The 15,625-nt window shown below is 59.6% G+C and carries 12 protein-coding genes; 4 read left to right on the top strand and 8 right to left on the bottom strand.

What is annotated here, in order from left to right; all coding sequences use genetic code 11:
• Positions 1-16: 16 nt before the first annotated feature.
• A complete protein-coding gene (locus ACA053_RS25195; protein WP_497313826.1) occupies positions 17-385 on the bottom strand; it encodes a PilZ domain-containing protein in 369 nt (122 codons plus the stop codon).
• Between the two features lie 158 nt (positions 386-543).
• Between ACA053_RS25195 and ACA053_RS25190 the strand changes: the two genes are divergently transcribed.
• The 3 genes from ACA053_RS25190 to yjiA all read left to right on the top strand — a co-directional run bounded on the left by ACA053_RS25190 (position 544) and on the right by yjiA (position 3,954).
• Positions 544-2,610, top strand: coding sequence for a carbon starvation CstA family protein (locus tag ACA053_RS25190; protein ID WP_497313824.1), 2,067 nt, complete (start codon positions 544-546; stop codon positions 2,608-2,610).
• Positions 2,611-2,624: 14 nt separating this feature from the next.
• Entirely contained in the window at positions 2,625-2,822 is a 198-nt protein-coding gene (locus tag ACA053_RS25185; protein ID WP_008154232.1) for a YbdD/YjiX family protein, read from the top strand.
• Between the two features lie 163 nt (positions 2,823-2,985).
• Positions 2,986-3,954, top strand: a complete 969-nt coding sequence (gene yjiA, locus ACA053_RS25180) for a GTPase (RefSeq protein ID WP_497313822.1) — start codon at positions 2,986-2,988, stop codon at positions 3,952-3,954.
• Between the two features lie 103 nt (positions 3,955-4,057).
• On the opposite strand, the gene ACA053_RS25175 is transcribed toward yjiA, so the two are convergent.
• The 5 genes from ACA053_RS25175 to ACA053_RS25155 all read right to left on the bottom strand — a co-directional run bounded on the left by ACA053_RS25175 (position 4,058) and on the right by ACA053_RS25155 (position 12,480).
• Positions 4,058-4,747 (bottom strand): GntR family transcriptional regulator, encoded by a 690-nt coding sequence (locus tag ACA053_RS25175; RefSeq protein WP_497313820.1) that lies wholly within the window; start codon positions 4,745-4,747, stop codon positions 4,058-4,060.
• A 25-nt stretch (positions 4,748-4,772) separates the two neighbouring features.
• Positions 4,773-5,477, bottom strand: a complete 705-nt coding sequence (locus ACA053_RS25170) for a FadR/GntR family transcriptional regulator (protein ID WP_109634999.1) — start codon at positions 5,475-5,477, stop codon at positions 4,773-4,775.
• Between the two features lie 67 nt (positions 5,478-5,544).
• Positions 5,545-6,858 (bottom strand): C4-dicarboxylate transporter DctA, encoded by a 1,314-nt coding sequence (locus tag ACA053_RS25165; RefSeq protein WP_109634997.1) that lies wholly within the window; start codon positions 6,856-6,858, stop codon positions 5,545-5,547.
• Between the two features lie 281 nt (positions 6,859-7,139).
• Positions 7,140-8,393, bottom strand: a complete 1,254-nt coding sequence (gene glyA / locus ACA053_RS25160) for a serine hydroxymethyltransferase (RefSeq protein WP_109634995.1) — start codon at positions 8,391-8,393, stop codon at positions 7,140-7,142.
• 238 nt (positions 8,394-8,631) lie between these two features.
• Positions 8,632-12,480: a bifunctional diguanylate cyclase/phosphodiesterase gene (locus ACA053_RS25155; protein ID WP_497393943.1), complete on the bottom strand. Its 3,849-nt coding sequence runs from the start codon at positions 12,478-12,480 to the stop codon at positions 8,632-8,634.
• 284 nt (positions 12,481-12,764) lie between these two features.
• Between ACA053_RS25155 and ettA the strand changes: the two genes are divergently transcribed.
• A complete protein-coding gene (gene ettA, locus ACA053_RS25150; RefSeq protein WP_497313815.1) occupies positions 12,765-14,429 on the top strand; it encodes an energy-dependent translational throttle protein EttA in 1,665 nt (554 codons plus the stop codon).
• 165 nt (positions 14,430-14,594) lie between these two features.
• Here the strand turns inward: ettA and ACA053_RS25145 are convergent, their stop codons facing one another.
• Both ACA053_RS25145 and ACA053_RS25140 read right to left on the bottom strand, forming a co-directional pair.
• Positions 14,595-15,089 (bottom strand): GreA/GreB family elongation factor, encoded by a 495-nt coding sequence (locus ACA053_RS25145; protein ID WP_497393942.1) that lies wholly within the window; start codon positions 15,087-15,089, stop codon positions 14,595-14,597.
• A 70-nt stretch (positions 15,090-15,159) separates the two neighbouring features.
• Positions 15,160-15,516: a hypothetical protein gene (locus ACA053_RS25140; RefSeq protein WP_497313811.1), complete on the bottom strand. Its 357-nt coding sequence runs from the start codon at positions 15,514-15,516 to the stop codon at positions 15,160-15,162.
• Positions 15,517-15,625 lie beyond the last annotated feature (109 nt).

Below are 15,625 nucleotides of genomic sequence, written 5' to 3'. Positions count from 1 at the left end.
GGATCAGTGTTGGGCTTCAGATTTCGATCAAAGCGCCCAATTCGCGCTCCAGTTCCTTGGGATCGCCCAGATTGAATTCGATCAACCGCCGCAGGCGTTCAATCGATTCCAGGCTGATGTGCTTGCATTCAAACCCAAGCTGGCCATGGTCATCGTGGGTCAACATCACATCCATCTTGATCTCGACGTCCTCGGTCAGATGAATATCGACCAGGAAATGCCAGTCTGGATTACCCAGCCACGGCTCGGGCTTCTCGATCAGCAGCCCCTTGAGTGACAGGTCAATCAGCTTCACCGGCCAGATGAATTCCCCCTGGCTCAATTCGGTTTTGGCATCGAACGCAATTCGTTTGAAGCGGCGGCGATCGGCAGGGTGTTCGCTCATGACGCAATCCTCTGAATGTCCGCTGACTATAGACCCGCCTTATTAAAGCTTGCCAGCAAAGTGAAGGCTCTCGACCTATGTCGGGTATGGCCTTTGCCGTCAGGCGAGCTAAACTCGGGGTGGCTGTCTTTCTTGTCCACTCTGGCTGGAATCATAAAATGAAAAATAATAATAGCCTGCTACGCCATCTACCCTGGCTGCTGCTGGCAATCGTAGGGGCGTGCGCCCTTGGTGTCGTGGCATTGCGCCGAGGTGAGGCGATCAACGCCTTGTGGATTGTGGTCGCGGCCGTGGCCATTTATCTGGTTGCCTACCGCTACTACAGTCTGTTCATTGCCAACAATGTGATGCAACTCGACCCGCGACGGGCCACTCCCGCCGTGCTCAACAATGACGGTCTGGACTACGTCCCTACCAACAAACACATCCTCTTCGGTCACCACTTCGCCGCCATCGCGGGCGCAGGTCCGCTGGTCGGTCCGGTGTTGGCCGCACAGATGGGTTATCTGCCCGGTACGCTGTGGCTGATTGCCGGTGTGGTGCTGGCCGGTGCGGTTCAGGACTTCATGGTCCTGTTCATGTCCACCCGCCGCAACGGCCGTTCCCTGGGCGACATGGTCCGTGAAGAAATGGGCCGTATCCCCGGGACCATTGCGCTGTTCGGCTGCTTCCTGATCATGATCATCATCCTCGCGGTGCTGGCGCTGATCGTCGTGAAAGCCCTGGCCGAAAGCCCATGGGGGATTTTCACGGTAATGGCGACCATCCCGATCGCGATGTTCATGGGCATTTACATGCGCTACATCCGTCCGGGTCGCATTGGTGAAATCTCCGTGGTCGGCGTGTTGCTGCTGCTCGGTTCGATCTGGCTGGGCGGGCAGATTGCCGCTGATCCGGTCTGGGCCAAAGCCTTTACCTTTAGTGGCGTGCAGATTACCTGGATGCTGGTCGGTTACGGTTTCGTGGCCGCCTCGCTGCCGGTCTGGCTTATTCTGGCGCCGCGTGACTACCTGTCGACCTTCCTGAAAATCGGCACCATCGTGGCGCTGGCGATCGGCATTCTGGTCACTATGCCCGAGCTGAAAATGCCGGCATTGACCCAGTTCGTCGACGGCACCGGCCCTGTGTGGAAGGGCGGTCTGTTCCCGTTCCTGTTCATCACCATTGCTTGTGGCGCGGTCTCCGGTTTCCATGCGCTGATCTCCTCCGGCACCACGCCAAAACTGCTGGATAACGAAGTCAACGCCCGTTACATCGGTTACGGCGCCATGCTGATGGAATCCTTCGTGGCCATCATGGCGATGGTCGCTGCTTCGGTGATCGAGCCAGGCGTGTACTTCGCCATGAACAGCCCGGCGGCAGTCGTCGGTGGTGATGTGGTGGCCGTGGCTCAAACCGTCAGCAGTTGGGGCTTTGCAATTACCCCCGAAGCGCTGCAAGCAGTGGCCAAGGACATCGGTGAAACCACTATCCTGGCCCGTGCCGGCGGTGCGCCGACCCTGGCGGTCGGTATTGCGCAGATCCTGCACAGTGTCCTGCCGGGTGAAAACACCATGGCGTTCTGGTACCACTTCGCGATCCTGTTCGAAGCGCTGTTCATCCTGACCGCCGTCGACGCCGGCACCCGTGCCGGACGTTTCATGCTCCAGGACTTGCTCGGCTCCTTCGTGCCGGCGCTGAAACGCACCGAATCCTGGACCGCCAACCTGATCGCAACTGCCGGTTGTGTGGCGATGTGGGGCTGGTTGCTGTACCAGGGCGTGATTGATCCACTGGGCGGCATCAACACCTTGTGGCCATTGTTCGGTATCTCCAACCAGATGCTGGCCGGTATCGCACTGATGCTCGGCACCGTCGTGCTGATCAAAATGAAACGCCAACGCTATGTCTGGGTAACCATGCTGCCAGCGGTCTGGCTTCTGGTCTGCACCACCACCGCGGGCTTCATCAAGCTGTTCGACGCCAACCCGGCGATCGGCTTCCTGTCGCTGGCGAAAAAATACAGCGATGCGCTGGCCAACGGTCAGATCCTCGCCCCGGCCAAGGACATCACTCAAATGCAGCACGTGATTTTCAACGCTTATACCAACGCAACGCTCACCGCGCTGTTCCTGTTCGTGGTCTTCAGCATCCTGTTCTATGCGCTCAAGGTCGGTATTTCCGCCTGGGGCAGCAAAGAGCGTACGGATAAAGAAGCACCGTTCCAGGTGCTGCCGGATGCGTAATCGAGGAATGCACGATGTTCAATGACCTGAGTCGCCTCGGTAAATACCTCGGTCAGGCCGCGCGCCTGATGGTCGGCATGCCCGACTACGACAACTACGTCGAGCATATGCAAACCAAACACCCGGACAAACCGGTGATGACTTACGAGATGTTCTTCAGGGAACGTCAGGAAGCGCGTTACGGTGGCAAGGGTGGGCCGAAGTGCTGTTGACCCGGTTGTCGGGTTAACAGCAATCCCTGTGGGAGCTAGCCTGCTAGCGATGGCGGCTGAACATTCAACATCACTGTTGATTGACAGTCCGCTATCGCTAGCAGGCTAGCTCCCACATTTGTTTTTGTGTTGCTTTCTAATTTTGTGAAACAGGAGACTCCCGTTGTCCTCTCCCATCCCAGTCACGATCCTCAGCGGCTTCCTCGGTGCCGGCAAAACCACGCTGCTGCGCCACCTGCTCAAAGCCGAACACGGCCTGAAAATCGCCGTGATCGAGAACGAATTCAGCGACGCCGGTATTGACACCCAGCTGTTGGGCGACGAACCCGTGCAAGTGATGACGCTGTCCAACGGCTGCGTCTGCTGCACCATCCACACCGACCTGACCAAAGCCCTGTACCTGTTGCTCGAACGCCTGGACAGCGGCGAAATCGCCTTTGATCGCCTAGTGATCGAATGCACCGGCCTGGCCGATCCTGCACCGGTCGCACAAACCTTTTTTATCGATGAAGAGCTGCGCGAGCGCTACATTCTCGACGGCATCATCACCCTGGTGGACGCGGCGCATGCCGACACTCACCTGACCCAGACCATCGCCCAGGCACAGATCGGTTTTGCCGACCGCTTGCTGATCAGCAAGCGCGATCTGGTGGACGAAGCGACGTTTACCGCGCTGAGCGAGCGCCTGACCCGCATCAACCGTCGCGCGCCGATTCGCGTGGTCGAACACGGCAAGATCGACCTGGCCGAACTGCTCGACGTACGCGGTTTCAACCTGAATGCCGACCTCGGCGGTATCAGCCTGCGCCCGGTGGGCAAGGCGCCGTCCGTCGACCGGATTTCCAGCCTGGTGCTGCGCACGGACAAGCCGCTGGATATCGACAAGCTCAGCGAGTTCATGAACGAACTGCTGGAAGACCATGGCAAGCAGTTGCTGCGCTACAAAGGTGTGTTGAATATGGTTGGTGAACCGCGGCGGATGGTGTTTCAAGGGGTCCTGAAGTTGTACGGTTTCGACTGGGACACCGAATGGGCGGACGGCGAGGCGCGGGAAAGCGTGATTGTGTTTATTGCCGATGATTTGCCGGAAGAGAAGATTCGGGAAGGGTTTGCGCGGGTGGCTGCGGACTAAAATAAAAGATTTTCAGTGAATCTTATGCCGTCATCGCGAGCAGGCTCGCTCCCACAGGGGAATGCATTCCAAATGTGGGAGCGAGCCTGCTCGCGATAGCGATCTAACCGGCAACACGATTCAGGCTGGATCTTGATCCTGAGTTCAGCAGTGTTTCCTCAAGGTGGTCCAGATGCTGGCTTAGCAGCGTTTCGGCCATGACTGAATCGCCACGCTCCACTGCTTCCAGAACTCCTTGATGTAACTGCCACCCGCAATCACCCTCTACCTGCGCATCAAACTGCGCAATCGCCAACGAAGTCAGCGGCACCAGACTGCCGAGAAAATGCGCCAACGGGGCATTCCCTGCCATTTGCGCCAACTGCAAATGAAACTCCCCCGACAACCGAATCGCCGGGCCACGCGCCGTACAGCTGCGTTCGCTATCAATCAGGGCACACAGGCGATTCAAGTCTTGCGCACGGGGTTGCCGGCAAGCCAGTCGCACCAACGTCATCTCGGTCAGCCGCCGGGCATGCAACGTCTGGCGGGTCTGCTCGACATCAAGCGTGGCAACGCGAGGCCGGTGGTTCGGGCGAAGGACGATGATCTGCTGATGGGACAGGTGCGTCAGCACGCCACGAATATCACTGCGTCGAGCGCTGAACATCTGCGCCAGGCTTTCTTCAGTAAAGCGGCTGGACGCAGTGAGGCGCTGTTCGAGAATGGCGTCGAAGAGCCGCGAGTAGAGATCGTCCGCCCGCGCTGGAAAGGGCAGGGCAGTGAGTGTCTGCGGTGAAGCGAAGCTGTTCATGGCCTGTCTCCAGTTCGAAGAAGTTTTAGCTGCCGAGGTTGTCGTCCGGAATATTCAGTTCGATGCCCATCCGCTGGCCTTCCCTAAGGATGTGCCGACGCATCTCGGCGCTGGCCTGGGCGCTGTTTTTGCTGCGGATCGCCCGCACCACGGCTTCGTTCTCTTCGAGACGTTCTGCCAGATGCTCCGGCGAATTGCGCAGCACCTCGGCGCTTTGCTTGAGGGCGTTGCTGGTTTGCTGCACCACGCTCTGGAAGATCGGGTTCGAGGTCAGGGTGAACAGCTCCTCGTGGAACGCGATATAGGCGTTGACCCCGGCCTCGCTGTCGTTGGCCTCCAGCGCTTCGCGCATGTCCATCAGGGTCAGGCGCAACTGCCCGACTTCCTTGCTGCTGATCGATTGCGCGACCAGGCCGACGATGAACGGCTCAAGCGTGTAGCGCAGTTGCAGCACATCTTCCAGGCTCGCGCCGGCCACCGCGCTGTCGTGGCTTTGGCTGTCGCTGAGGTGGGCGTCCAGCACCACCACGCCTTTGCCAGGCATCGAGCGCACCAGGCCAAGGGTTTCCAGCACGATCACTGCTTCGCGCAGGCTCGGGCGGCTGATGCCCAGTTGTTCGGCCAGTTCCCGTTGCCCCGGCAACATTTCGCCGGAGCGCCACTGACCACGGGCCAACGCGGCCCGGAGTTTTTCTACGACTGAGTTCACAACGGTCGACGAGGTAATCACTGTTCGCTCCATGAGCATCCAAAACGGTTGAAGACCGTGCCCGCCCGCAGGCAGGCACGGCGTTTATTCAGAATTCCTGCTGATGCGCCGGGGCCACTGGTTTTCTCGGCTGGAAGGTATAACCCACCTGGCCGGAAAGCACTTTGTTCGCCCGTTGAATATCGATGTCCTTCTCCCAGCGGGCGATGGCCACGGTAGCGACGCAGTTGCCGATCAGGTTGGTCAGCGCCCGGCCGATGCCCATGAACCAGTCCACGGCCAGCACCAATACCAGGCCGACCACCGGAATCGCCGGGATTGCGGTGAGTGTCGCCGCCAGAATCACCAGCGCCGAGCCGGGAATCCCGTGGGCCCCTTTTGAGGTAATCAACGACACCAGCAGAATCGTCAGCAGGTCGGTCATGGCCAGCGGCGTGCCGGTGGCGTTGGCGATGAAGACGATGGCGAGGGTCAGGTAGATCGAGAAGCCGTCGAGGTTGAACGAATAACCCGTAGGAATCACCAACCCGACCGTCGAACTGCCGATGCCCAGATGCTCAAGCTTGCGCATGATTTGTGGCAGCACGGCGTCGGAAGAAGCGGTGCCCATGACGATCAGCAGTTCTTCGCGCAGGTACTTGAGCAACGGCCACATCTTCAGGCCCGAAAGGCGCATCACCAGGCCGAGAATCAAGGTTACGAACGCCACACAGGTCAGGTAAAACAGGCCAACCAGGCTGCCCAGGTGCTGCAGCGAATCCAGGCCATATTTGCTGGTGGTGAAAGCAATGGCGCCGAACACGCCGATCGGCGCCAGACGCACGATCATGCCCATGATGCGGAAGATCACGTGGCTGAGCTCGTTGATCAAACGCGAAATGCCGGAAGCCGCTTCGCCCACCAGGTTCAGCGCACTGCCGAACAGCACTGAAAACAGCAGCACTTGCAGGATGTTGTTCTCCGCGAAGGCGCCGATGACCGAGGTCGGGATCAGGTTCATCAGGAACTGCGAGGTGGTTTGCATGTGCTGACCGCGCTGGGCGATATCGCCCATGTCGGCGGCGGAGAGCTGTTCCAGATGAATGTTCGCGCCGCTGCCGATGCCGGTGGTGAAAGCGAACACCAGACCAATCACCAGGGCGATGGTGGTGAGGATTTCGAAGTAGATCACCGATTTCAGGCCGATGCGTCCGACCTTCTTCAGGTCGCCGGCACCGCTGATGCCGCTGACCACCACGCAAAACACGATCAGACCGATGAGCATCTTGATCAGTTTGATGAAGCCATCGCCGAGCGGTTTGAGCTGGGCGGAGTATTCAGGAAGGGTCAGCCCGCAGACGATGCCGAGCACCAGTCCGAGAACCACTTGGAGGAAGATTGAACGCGAGCACCATCTGAGCATGGGAGGAATCCTGGTCGGTGTCCTGGCTGCCGTGCGCTTGGGTGGCCGCATCAGATTCAGGACTTAATTATTGTGGTCTTACCGGTATGTCCAGTTCAGGCGCAGTCTAGGCGCTGTTTTTGGGTGATCGCAAGCGGAAATTATGGAATTGGCATGACCGGTCTTACCAGTTGAGCGCAATAGCCCGACCTTGAGCCTTTTCGCCTTTTGAAAAAAATGCGGACGAAAAAAAACCGGCCATCACGTGGCCGGTTTTTCAGTGCTGCGGTTCAGCGGTGCAATTAAGCGCCGTACACCGGCAGCTTCTTGCAGATGGCCTTGACCTTTTCACGAACGGCGTCGATCACCGCTTCGTTGTTCAGGTCAGCCAGGATGTCGCAGATCCAGCCGGCCAGCTCTTTGCACTCTGCTTCCTTGAAGCCACGAGTGGTCACAGCCGGAGTGCCGAAGCGCAGGCCGGAAGTGACGAACGGGGAGCGTGGATCGTTTGGTACGGAGTTCTTGTTCACGGTGATGAACGCTTTGCCCAGAGCGGCATCGGCGTCTTTACCGGAGATTTCCTGCTTGATCAGCGACAGCAGGAACAGGTGGTTTTCAGTTCCGCCGGACACCACGTCAAAACCGCGCTCGATGAAGACGCTGGCCATGGCCTGGGCGTTTTTCACCACTTGTTGCTGGTAGGTCTTGAACTCAGGCTGCAGCGCTTCCTTGAAGCAGATCGCTTTGGCGGCGATCACGTGCTCCAGCGGGCCACCCTGGGCGCCCGGGAATACGGCGGAGTTCAGCTTCTTCTCGATGTCGGCGTTGGCGCGAGCCAGGATCAAACCGCCACGTGGACCGCGCAGGGTCTTGTGCGTGGTGGTGGTCACGACGTCAGCGAAAGGAACCGGGTTCGGGTAGACGCCAGCGGCGACCAGACCGGCTACGTGAGCCATGTCGACGAACAGGTAAGCGCCAACCTTGTCAGCGATTTCGCGGAAGCGCGGGAAGTCCAGAATCTGCGAGTAGGCAGAGAAACCGGCCACGATCATTTTCGGCTTGTGCTCAACAGCCAGGCGCTCGACTTCGTCGTAGTCGATCAGGCCATTGGCGTCGATGCCGTACTGAACGGCGTTGTACAGCTTGCCGGAGGAGGAAACGCTGGCACCGTGGGTCAGGTGACCACCGTGGGCCAGGCTCATGCCCAGGATGGTGTCGCCCGCTTGCAGCAGAGCCAGGTAAACGGCGCTGTTGGCTTGGGAACCGGCGTGCGGCTGAACGTTGGCGTAATCAGCGCCGAACAGCTCTTTTGCACGGTCGATGGCCAGTTGCTCAACCACGTCGACGAACTCGCAACCACCGTAGTAGCGCTTGCCCGGGTAGCCTTCGGCGTACTTGTTGGTCAGTACCGAGCCTTGAGCTTCCATCACCGCTGGGCTGGTGTAGTTTTCCGAAGCGATCAGCTCGATGTGTTCTTCCTGGCGCTGAGCTTCTTGCTCCATGGCGGCAAAAAGATCGGCGTCGTACTTGGCAATAGTCAAATCACGGCTGAACATGGCGGTCCTCAAGGATCGGGGCAGAAAAGGGGGGCATTCTAACCCAATGGGTTTTAGATGGCATATGAAAGGACATCATGTCGCAGACAAGTGGGCTTCATGACGGGATCAGCGGTGATCATGCGCCCCAATCGCCAGCAGGCTGGCTCCCACAGTAATCGCGATAGCCTGCAAATTCCCTGACCGACATAAATTCTTGTGGGAGCCAGCCTGCTGGCGATGGCCTCTCCACAAAATTTCAGTCGAACATAAACAGCGCATCATTGCTGAACTGCGCCTCGAACCGGCTCGCCGGCATCGGCCGCCCGAACAGATACCCCTGAACCTCATCGCAACCATGCTCACGCAGGAAATCGAGCTGCTCATGGGTTTCCACACCTTCGGCGATCACCGCCAGATTCAGGCTATGAGCCATGGCGATAATCGCGCGGGCAATCTGCGCATCCTGTTCACCCGACGGCAGGCCATCAACGAAGGTGCGGTCGATTTTCAACACGTCGATCGGGAATTGCTTGAGGTAGTTGAGCGATGAATAACCGGTGCCGAAGTCATCGACCGCAATGCTCAGGCCGAGGTTTTTCAGCCCGGCGAGGATCTGCATCGCTTCGCTGACTTCGCGCATCAGGATACTTTCGGTCAGTTCCAGCTCCAGGCACGCCGGCGGCAGGCCGGTTTCCTTGAGAATGGTGGCGATCCGCGTCCCCAGCTGACCGTCGGAGAACTGCCGGGCCGAGATATTCACCGACACCTTCGGCACCCGCACCTTGGCCTGGTGCCAGGTCTTGAGCTGGCGGCAGGCTTCGCTGATCACCCAGTCGCCGACATCCACCACCAGCCCGAGCTCTTCGAGCACCGGAATGAAATCCCCCGGCGGCACCAGGCCACGACGTGGATGGCGCCAGCGCAGCAGCGCTTCGGCGCCGGTCAGGCGTTTGCCGTCGCCGCTGAACTGCGGCTGGTAGTACAGAACGAATTCGTCTTGTTCCAGGGCATGGCGCAAGTCGCTTTCCAGTTCCAGGCGTTCCAGGGCGCTGGCATTCATGTCCGCCTGATAGAACTGGAAGTTGTTCTTGCCGCGTTCTTTGGCGTGGTACATCGCGGTGTCGGCGTTCTTCATCAACTGACTGAGTTCGTTGCCATCCTGCGGACTCAGGGCGATACCGATACTGGCGGTGACGAAGAACTCGCGGCCTTCCAGCACGAACGGTTTCACCAGGCTGGCGAGGATCTGCTCGGCCACATGAATCGCCCGGTTCAAGGCGATTTCACGGTTGACCCGCGGTTGCAGGAGCAAGGTGAATTCATCGCCGCCCATGCGCGCCACGGTGTCGTCGTCATCGACGCAACCGAGCAGACGCGTGGCCATTTCCTTGAGCATGCGGTCGCCGGCGGCGTGGCCGAGGGAATCGTTGATCGGCTTGAAACGGTCGAGGTCGAGGAACATCAGCACCACCCAGGACTTCTGCCGCTCGGCCGATTGCAGCGCGGTGTGCAGACGGTCCTGGAACAGCGTGCGGTTGGGCAGGTGGGTCAGGGCGTCGTAGTAGGCGAGGCGGTGAATCCGCTGCTCGCTGGCCTTGCGCTCACTGATGTCGCTGAAGAAGCACACGTAACTGGCCAGGTCACCTTCATCGTCGAGCACCGCCGTGATGCCGACCCAGGCCGGGTAATGTTCACCATTGCGCCGCTTGAGCCAGACTTCGCCTTCCCAGGTGCTGTTCTGATGCAGTTGCTTGAGCACATAACGCAGGTGGGCTTCCTGCTGTTCGTCGACGGTCAGCATGTTTGGCAACTGATCGAGCACCTGCTCCACCGCGTAACCGCTGACGCGACTGAACGCTTCGTTGGCCTGGACGATGTAGCCCGCCGGGTCGGTAATCAAGATCGCCGAGGTTGAGTGCTCGAATACCGTGGCCGCCATGCGCAGGTCTTTCTCCGCCCGGCGTTGCTGGCTGATGTCGCGACCGACGCCCAGCACACCTTCGAAGGCGCCGTGTTCGTCCCAGACCAGCACCAACCGCAGCTCGATCGGAATCTTGCGCCCGTCGGCCCGCAGGCAATCGAACAGGAACAGCTGGGTCTGCACCTGACTGCGCAGCAGTGCCAGTTGCTCGGGTTTATCCAGCGCTTTGCTGACCCGGTCCATCAGGCTGTAAATGCCGGTCAGTTGTTGCGGGTTGGCGATGGTCGACTGCCAGCCGTTCTGGAAGATCCACTCGGCGTCGTAGCCCAGTACCGCATGCACCGACGGGCTGACGTAGTTGAGCTTCATTTTGCTGTCGGTGGAGAAAATCACGTCGCTGATGCTTTCGGCGAGCATCCGGTAACGTTGCTCGCTGTCACGCAGGGATTCGCTGGCTTCGATCTGATCGGTGATGTCCTTGGCCACGCCGATGATCCGCGTGACTTGATCGTGTTTGTCCCGCGCCAGTGCCTGTTCGCGAATGTCGAAACGCCGCCACTTGCCATCGCGATGACGGAAGCGCAGCTGGCATTGCAGCAATTGGGTGTAACCCGCGCGGCGCTGAGTCTGGCGCGAGCGGTGGTAGTAATCGGCATCTTCGGGGTGCAGGAGGATTTCCCAGAAGTACTCGCCCATCTGGTGCAGTTCGGTTCGGTTGTAACCGAGGGTCTGGCCCAAGTGGTGGTTGCTGAAAATCATCCGCTGGCTGATCACGTCCTGCACGTACAGGTGATCCGGCACGGTGCGCACCACATCGGACCAGAAGCCTTCACGTTCCAGCAGCGACAGCTCGATGAGTTTGCGGCTGGTGATGTCGGTGATGCTCAGGATCACCGCTTTATAGTCGGCGTGATCTTCCGGCAGGCGCAGCACCAGCCACAGGTGCTGGTCACGGCCATTGGCATCCTGGAGTTTGATTTCCAGCTCAAGCTGTCGCTGCTGGTTGAGCACCGTTTCGAGCACTTGATGGCCGATGGCGGTGCCATCCAGCGGGCAGCCGTTAATCAACAGTTTCCAGGCCTGCTCGCAGGAGTTGACGTTCAGCAGTTGCAGTGCGACCTGGTTGACCTCGGTGATGCGCAGTTCCTGGAGCAGTTGCTGGCGTTGCTCCGGTACGTCGAGCCAGGCTTTGAGTTGCTCGCTGTTGTGCAGGTGGGCCTTGTCGAAAAAGGTCTTGAGCCCCGAGACATCAAGTACGCACAGAGCAACGCCAGTGCCTTCGAAAATATCGTGATAGCGCCGGCGACCTTCGTGCAGCTGGCTTTGACGGCGGCGAATGTTCAGCAGCGCGATGAACGGCAGCAGGGAGAAGGCCAGACCCAACAGGCATTTGCCGATGAACGCCGGCAACAGGTGTTCAAGCACTTGCTGGCGATCGAACAGCCCGCGCATTTGCCAGTCGCTGCTGCTCAGGGGAACGGTCAGCACGCTGTTGGCCAGATCGTCCGGGGTCACTGCGCCGGGGTTGACTGAAGGCACCCCTTCATCACGGCTGACAATCTGATGATTGACCCGGTTTTCCACCAGCCACAACGGGCGGATGCCGGCTTCGTTTTGTTTGGTCAGTGACGAGAAAAAGGTCGGTGTCAGGCGCAGGACCCAGTAACCGCGAGTGCTGCCGCTGGCCTGATGCAGCAGCAGGTGCACCACTGAGCCGTCGTCGGCATTGCTGAAATAGTGGGCCTGGGCGCGGCTGCGCCGGACCAGATCGCTCAGATAATCGGCGTCCTGGCTATCGGCGGCGCTGTCGCCAAGGACTTTGCCGGACGGGCTGAGCAACGCCAGGCTGCGCAGTTCAGGCAGCGATTGCTGCAGCTTGCGCAGCAACGCCTGCTGTTCGTCGGCACTTTGCGGTTGTTCGACGATCGGTAGCAGGTTCAGCGCGATCTGGGCGTTGAGCGCCATGTTCAGGCTGACTTGCGCGGCCAGGTCGGCGGTGTAGTCGATGGTGTATTGGCGCTGATGTTTCTGGGTTTCGCGAAGCTGATCCAGCAACTGCCAGAACAGCAGTGCGAGCAGCAACAGCACGAGCGTTGCCAGCGCACCCTTCAAGGATCCGCGCAGGGGCGAGCCGGTCGCAGGATGGGGTGCGCTCACGGACGAAGGCGGAGAGACATTAGACAAACTGTAATCCTGCGGTTTGGCTGGACTGGCGCGACGTGCACTATAAGCCGGACGCCCGAAGGGCGGCTAGCATGCCTTGAGTTGTGGCTAAGTGCCAGCCCCTCCCGGCTGGACTGCCATCTGTCATTAAGGTAGCTTTGCCGGTTACGTGGGGGCGTTCCAGCTCCTAGAATCAGACTTTTTCAGCGCGCACGCAGGGTCTTTACCAAGCGGACGACGCGCACAGTCTGGCCGGGCTTCGCCTGCGCTCCAATCATTCATCTGTCACTGACCCAAGGTTCTCCATGGCTCAATACGTCTTCACCATGCATCGGCTGGGCAAAGTTGTTCCGCCGAAGCGGGAAATCCTGAAAAACATTTCTCTGTCCTTCTTCCCCGGCGCCAAAATCGGCGTGCTCGGTCTCAACGGTTCGGGTAAGTCCACGCTGTTGAAAATCATGGCGGGCGTCGACACCGAGTTCGAGGGCGAAGCTCGTCCGATGCCGGAGCTGAACATCGGCTACCTGCCACAGGAACCGATCCTGGACCCGACCAAGACCGTGCGTGAAGTGGTCGAGGAAGCGGTCAGCGTGATCAAGAACGCCCAGGCGCGCCTGGACGAGGTCTACGCCGCTTACGCCGATGAAGATGCCGACTTCGACAAACTGGCCGCCGAACAGGCCAAGCTCGAAGCCATCCTGCAAGCCAGCGACGGCCACAACCTGGATCGCCAACTGGAAGTCGCCGCCGATGCGCTGCGCCTGCCAGCCTGGGATGCCAAGGTCGAATTCCTGTCCGGTGGTGAAAAGCGTCGTGTGGCCCTGTGCCGCCTGCTGCTGTCCGCCCCCGACATGCTGCTGCTCGACGAACCCACCAACCACCTGGACGCCGATTCCGTCGCCTGGCTGGAGCACTTCCTGCACGATTTCCCGGGCACCGTGGTCGCGATCACGCACGACCGTTACTTCCTGGACAACGTTGCCGGCTGGATCCTCGAGCTCGACCGCGGCGCCGGTATCCCGTACGAGGGCAACTATTCGGGTTGGCTCGAAGCCAAGTCCGACCGTCTGGCTGCCGAATCCAAGCAGCAGTCGGCCCACGAAAAAGCCATGAAGGAAGAACTGGAGTGGGTGCGCAAAGGCGCCAAGGCTCGCCAGTCCAAATCCAAGGCTCGTCTGCAACGCTTTGAAGAAATGCAATCGCAGGAATTCCAGAAGCGCAGCGAAACCAACGAGATCTACATCCCGGCCGGTCCGCGCCTGGGTGACAAGGTCATCGAGTTCAAGAACGTTTCCAAGGGCTATGGCGATCGCGTGTTGATCGACAACCTGTCGTTCTCCATGCCCAAAGGCGCCATCGTAGGCGTGATCGGTGGTAACGGCGCCGGTAAATCGACCCTGTTCCGCATGCTGATGGGCAAGGAACAACCGGATTCGGGCAGCATCGAAGTCGGCGAAACCGTGCAACTGGCGTGTGTCGATCAGAGCCGCGACGACCTGGACGGCAGCAAGACTGTGTTCCAGCAAATCTCCGACGGTTCCGATCAGATCCGCATCGGCAACTACGAGATCCCTTCGCGCACCTACGTCGGTCGCTTCAACTTCAAGGGCGGCGACCAGCAGAAGTTCGTCAAGGATCTGTCCGGAGGTGAGCGCGGTCGCTTGCACCTGGCCCTGACCCTGAAAGAGGGCGGCAACGTCTTGCTGCTCGACGAACCGTCCAACGACCTCGACGTTGAAACCCTGCGTTCCCTGGAAGAAGCCCTGCTGGACTTCCCGGGCGCCGCCATTGTGATCTCTCACGATCGGTGGTTCCTTGACCGCGTCGCGACCCACATCCTGGCGTACGAAGACGACTCGCAAGCCGTGTTCTTCGAAGGCAACTACACCGAGTACGAAGCCGATCGCAAGAAGCGCCTCGGCGAAGCTGCATCCCAGCCGCATCGTGTACGGCACAAGAAACTGGCCTGATATCGGGTGGTTTGCATGAAAAACGGAGCCTTCGGGGCTCCGTTTTTTATGGGCTTAAGTTACACCGTGGTGCGGCCATCGCCAGCAGGCTGGCTCCCACAGGGGGTATGAGAGCGACACAAATCCACTGTGGGAGCTAGCCTGCTAGCGATGGCGGCCTGAAGATCACCCGATTTCTATGCCCAGAACCTCAATCACCAAATCCCCCACCGGCCGCTTCCACACCACTTCATCCCCAACCTGCGCGCCCAGCAACGCCCGCCCCAGTGGCGAGCCCCAGTTGATCAGCCCGCTCGCAGCCTCCGCCTGATCCTCACCCACCAACTGCACACGCTGTTCGTTGCCGTGCTCATCGGCAAAGGTCACCCACGCGCCGATCTGCACTTTGTCGGTCGAAGAGGCCGGTACAACCAGCTGAGCGCTTTGCAGGCGTTGATTGAAGTACCGCCAGTCACGCTCAAGGTCGGCCTGGCGCTGTTTGTCCGCCAGTTCACCCTTCGCATTCTGTTCATTGATCAGGTTTTGCACCTCGGCGACTTTCACCTGAAGCTGCGCAAGCCCGGCGGGCGTGACGTAATTGGGCTGCGCGCTGACCTGCCGTTCGACTGGCTGATCGGCTTGCGCGGCGACGTTATCTTCATTGACGAAGGCGCGACTCATGGTTTTCTCCCGTTATAGGGTTTGGGCCATGGTTGCAGGCTATTAGTTTCGACGGATGTCTGTCAGCGACTCATTGCGAGCGATAGGCACGGGCGGCGTCCTGGTCCTTCTGTTGCCGCCAGGCCTTGTCCCGGTCATCCCAATGGTGGCTGCGATAGTCTTCGCGATCCTCGCTTTCGCGCATGGCCTGACACTGGCGAAAGCCGTCGCTCCAGCCTTCGGCGTATTGCTTGTCTTTGAGGTAACGCGGCACGTTCTTGCGAAATTCCCCGGTGATTGCCCCGGCGGCTTGCCGGCCACTGCTGCAACCGTCATCGAAACCATCGGCGAACGCCGGTGGGTAACCCTTGGCGATCAAATCCTCGTGGGTGGTCTGGCAACCCGCGATCAACATCAACATCCCCAACACACCTGCGCAACGCCACATCTCGGACTCCCGGGCCGTTAGACGGCCAATGGGTGAAGTCTACGAGTGAAATTGTCAGGCGATCGTGAAAGGCGTGTGATCAATCTGTTGACCACCACAAATCCCCTGT

Source organism: Pseudomonas sp. LBUM1672 (assembly GCF_059695655.1).
The sequence above is the reverse complement of the archived record's forward strand: the minus strand, read 5'-3'. Positions and strand labels throughout refer to the sequence as shown.

Coding starts and splice junctions, on each gene's coding strand:
- ACA053_RS25195 (WP_497313826.1), bottom strand. CDS start 385: ATGAGCGAACACCCTGCCGATCGCCGCCGCTTCAAACGAATTGCGTTC.
- ACA053_RS25190 (WP_497313824.1), top strand. CDS start 544: ATGAAAAATAATAATAGCCTGCTACGCCATCTACCCTGGCTGCTGCTG.
- ACA053_RS25185 (WP_008154232.1), top strand. CDS start 2,625: ATGTTCAATGACCTGAGTCGCCTCGGTAAATACCTCGGTCAGGCCGCG.
- ACA053_RS25175 (WP_497313820.1), bottom strand. CDS start 4,747: ATGAACAGCTTCGCTTCACCGCAGACACTCACTGCCCTGCCCTTTCCA.
- ACA053_RS25165 (WP_109634997.1), bottom strand. CDS start 6,858: ATGCTCAGATGGTGCTCGCGTTCAATCTTCCTCCAAGTGGTTCTCGGA.
- glyA (WP_109634995.1), bottom strand. CDS start 8,393: ATGTTCAGCCGTGATTTGACTATTGCCAAGTACGACGCCGATCTTTTT.
- ettA (WP_497313815.1), top strand. CDS start 12,765: ATGGCTCAATACGTCTTCACCATGCATCGGCTGGGCAAAGTTGTTCCG.
- ACA053_RS25145 (WP_497393942.1), bottom strand. CDS start 15,089: ATGAGTCGCGCCTTCGTCAATGAAGATAACGTCGCCGCGCAAGCCGAT.
- ACA053_RS25140 (WP_497313811.1), bottom strand. CDS start 15,516: ATGTGGCGTTGCGCAGGTGTGTTGGGGATGTTGATGTTGATCGCGGGT.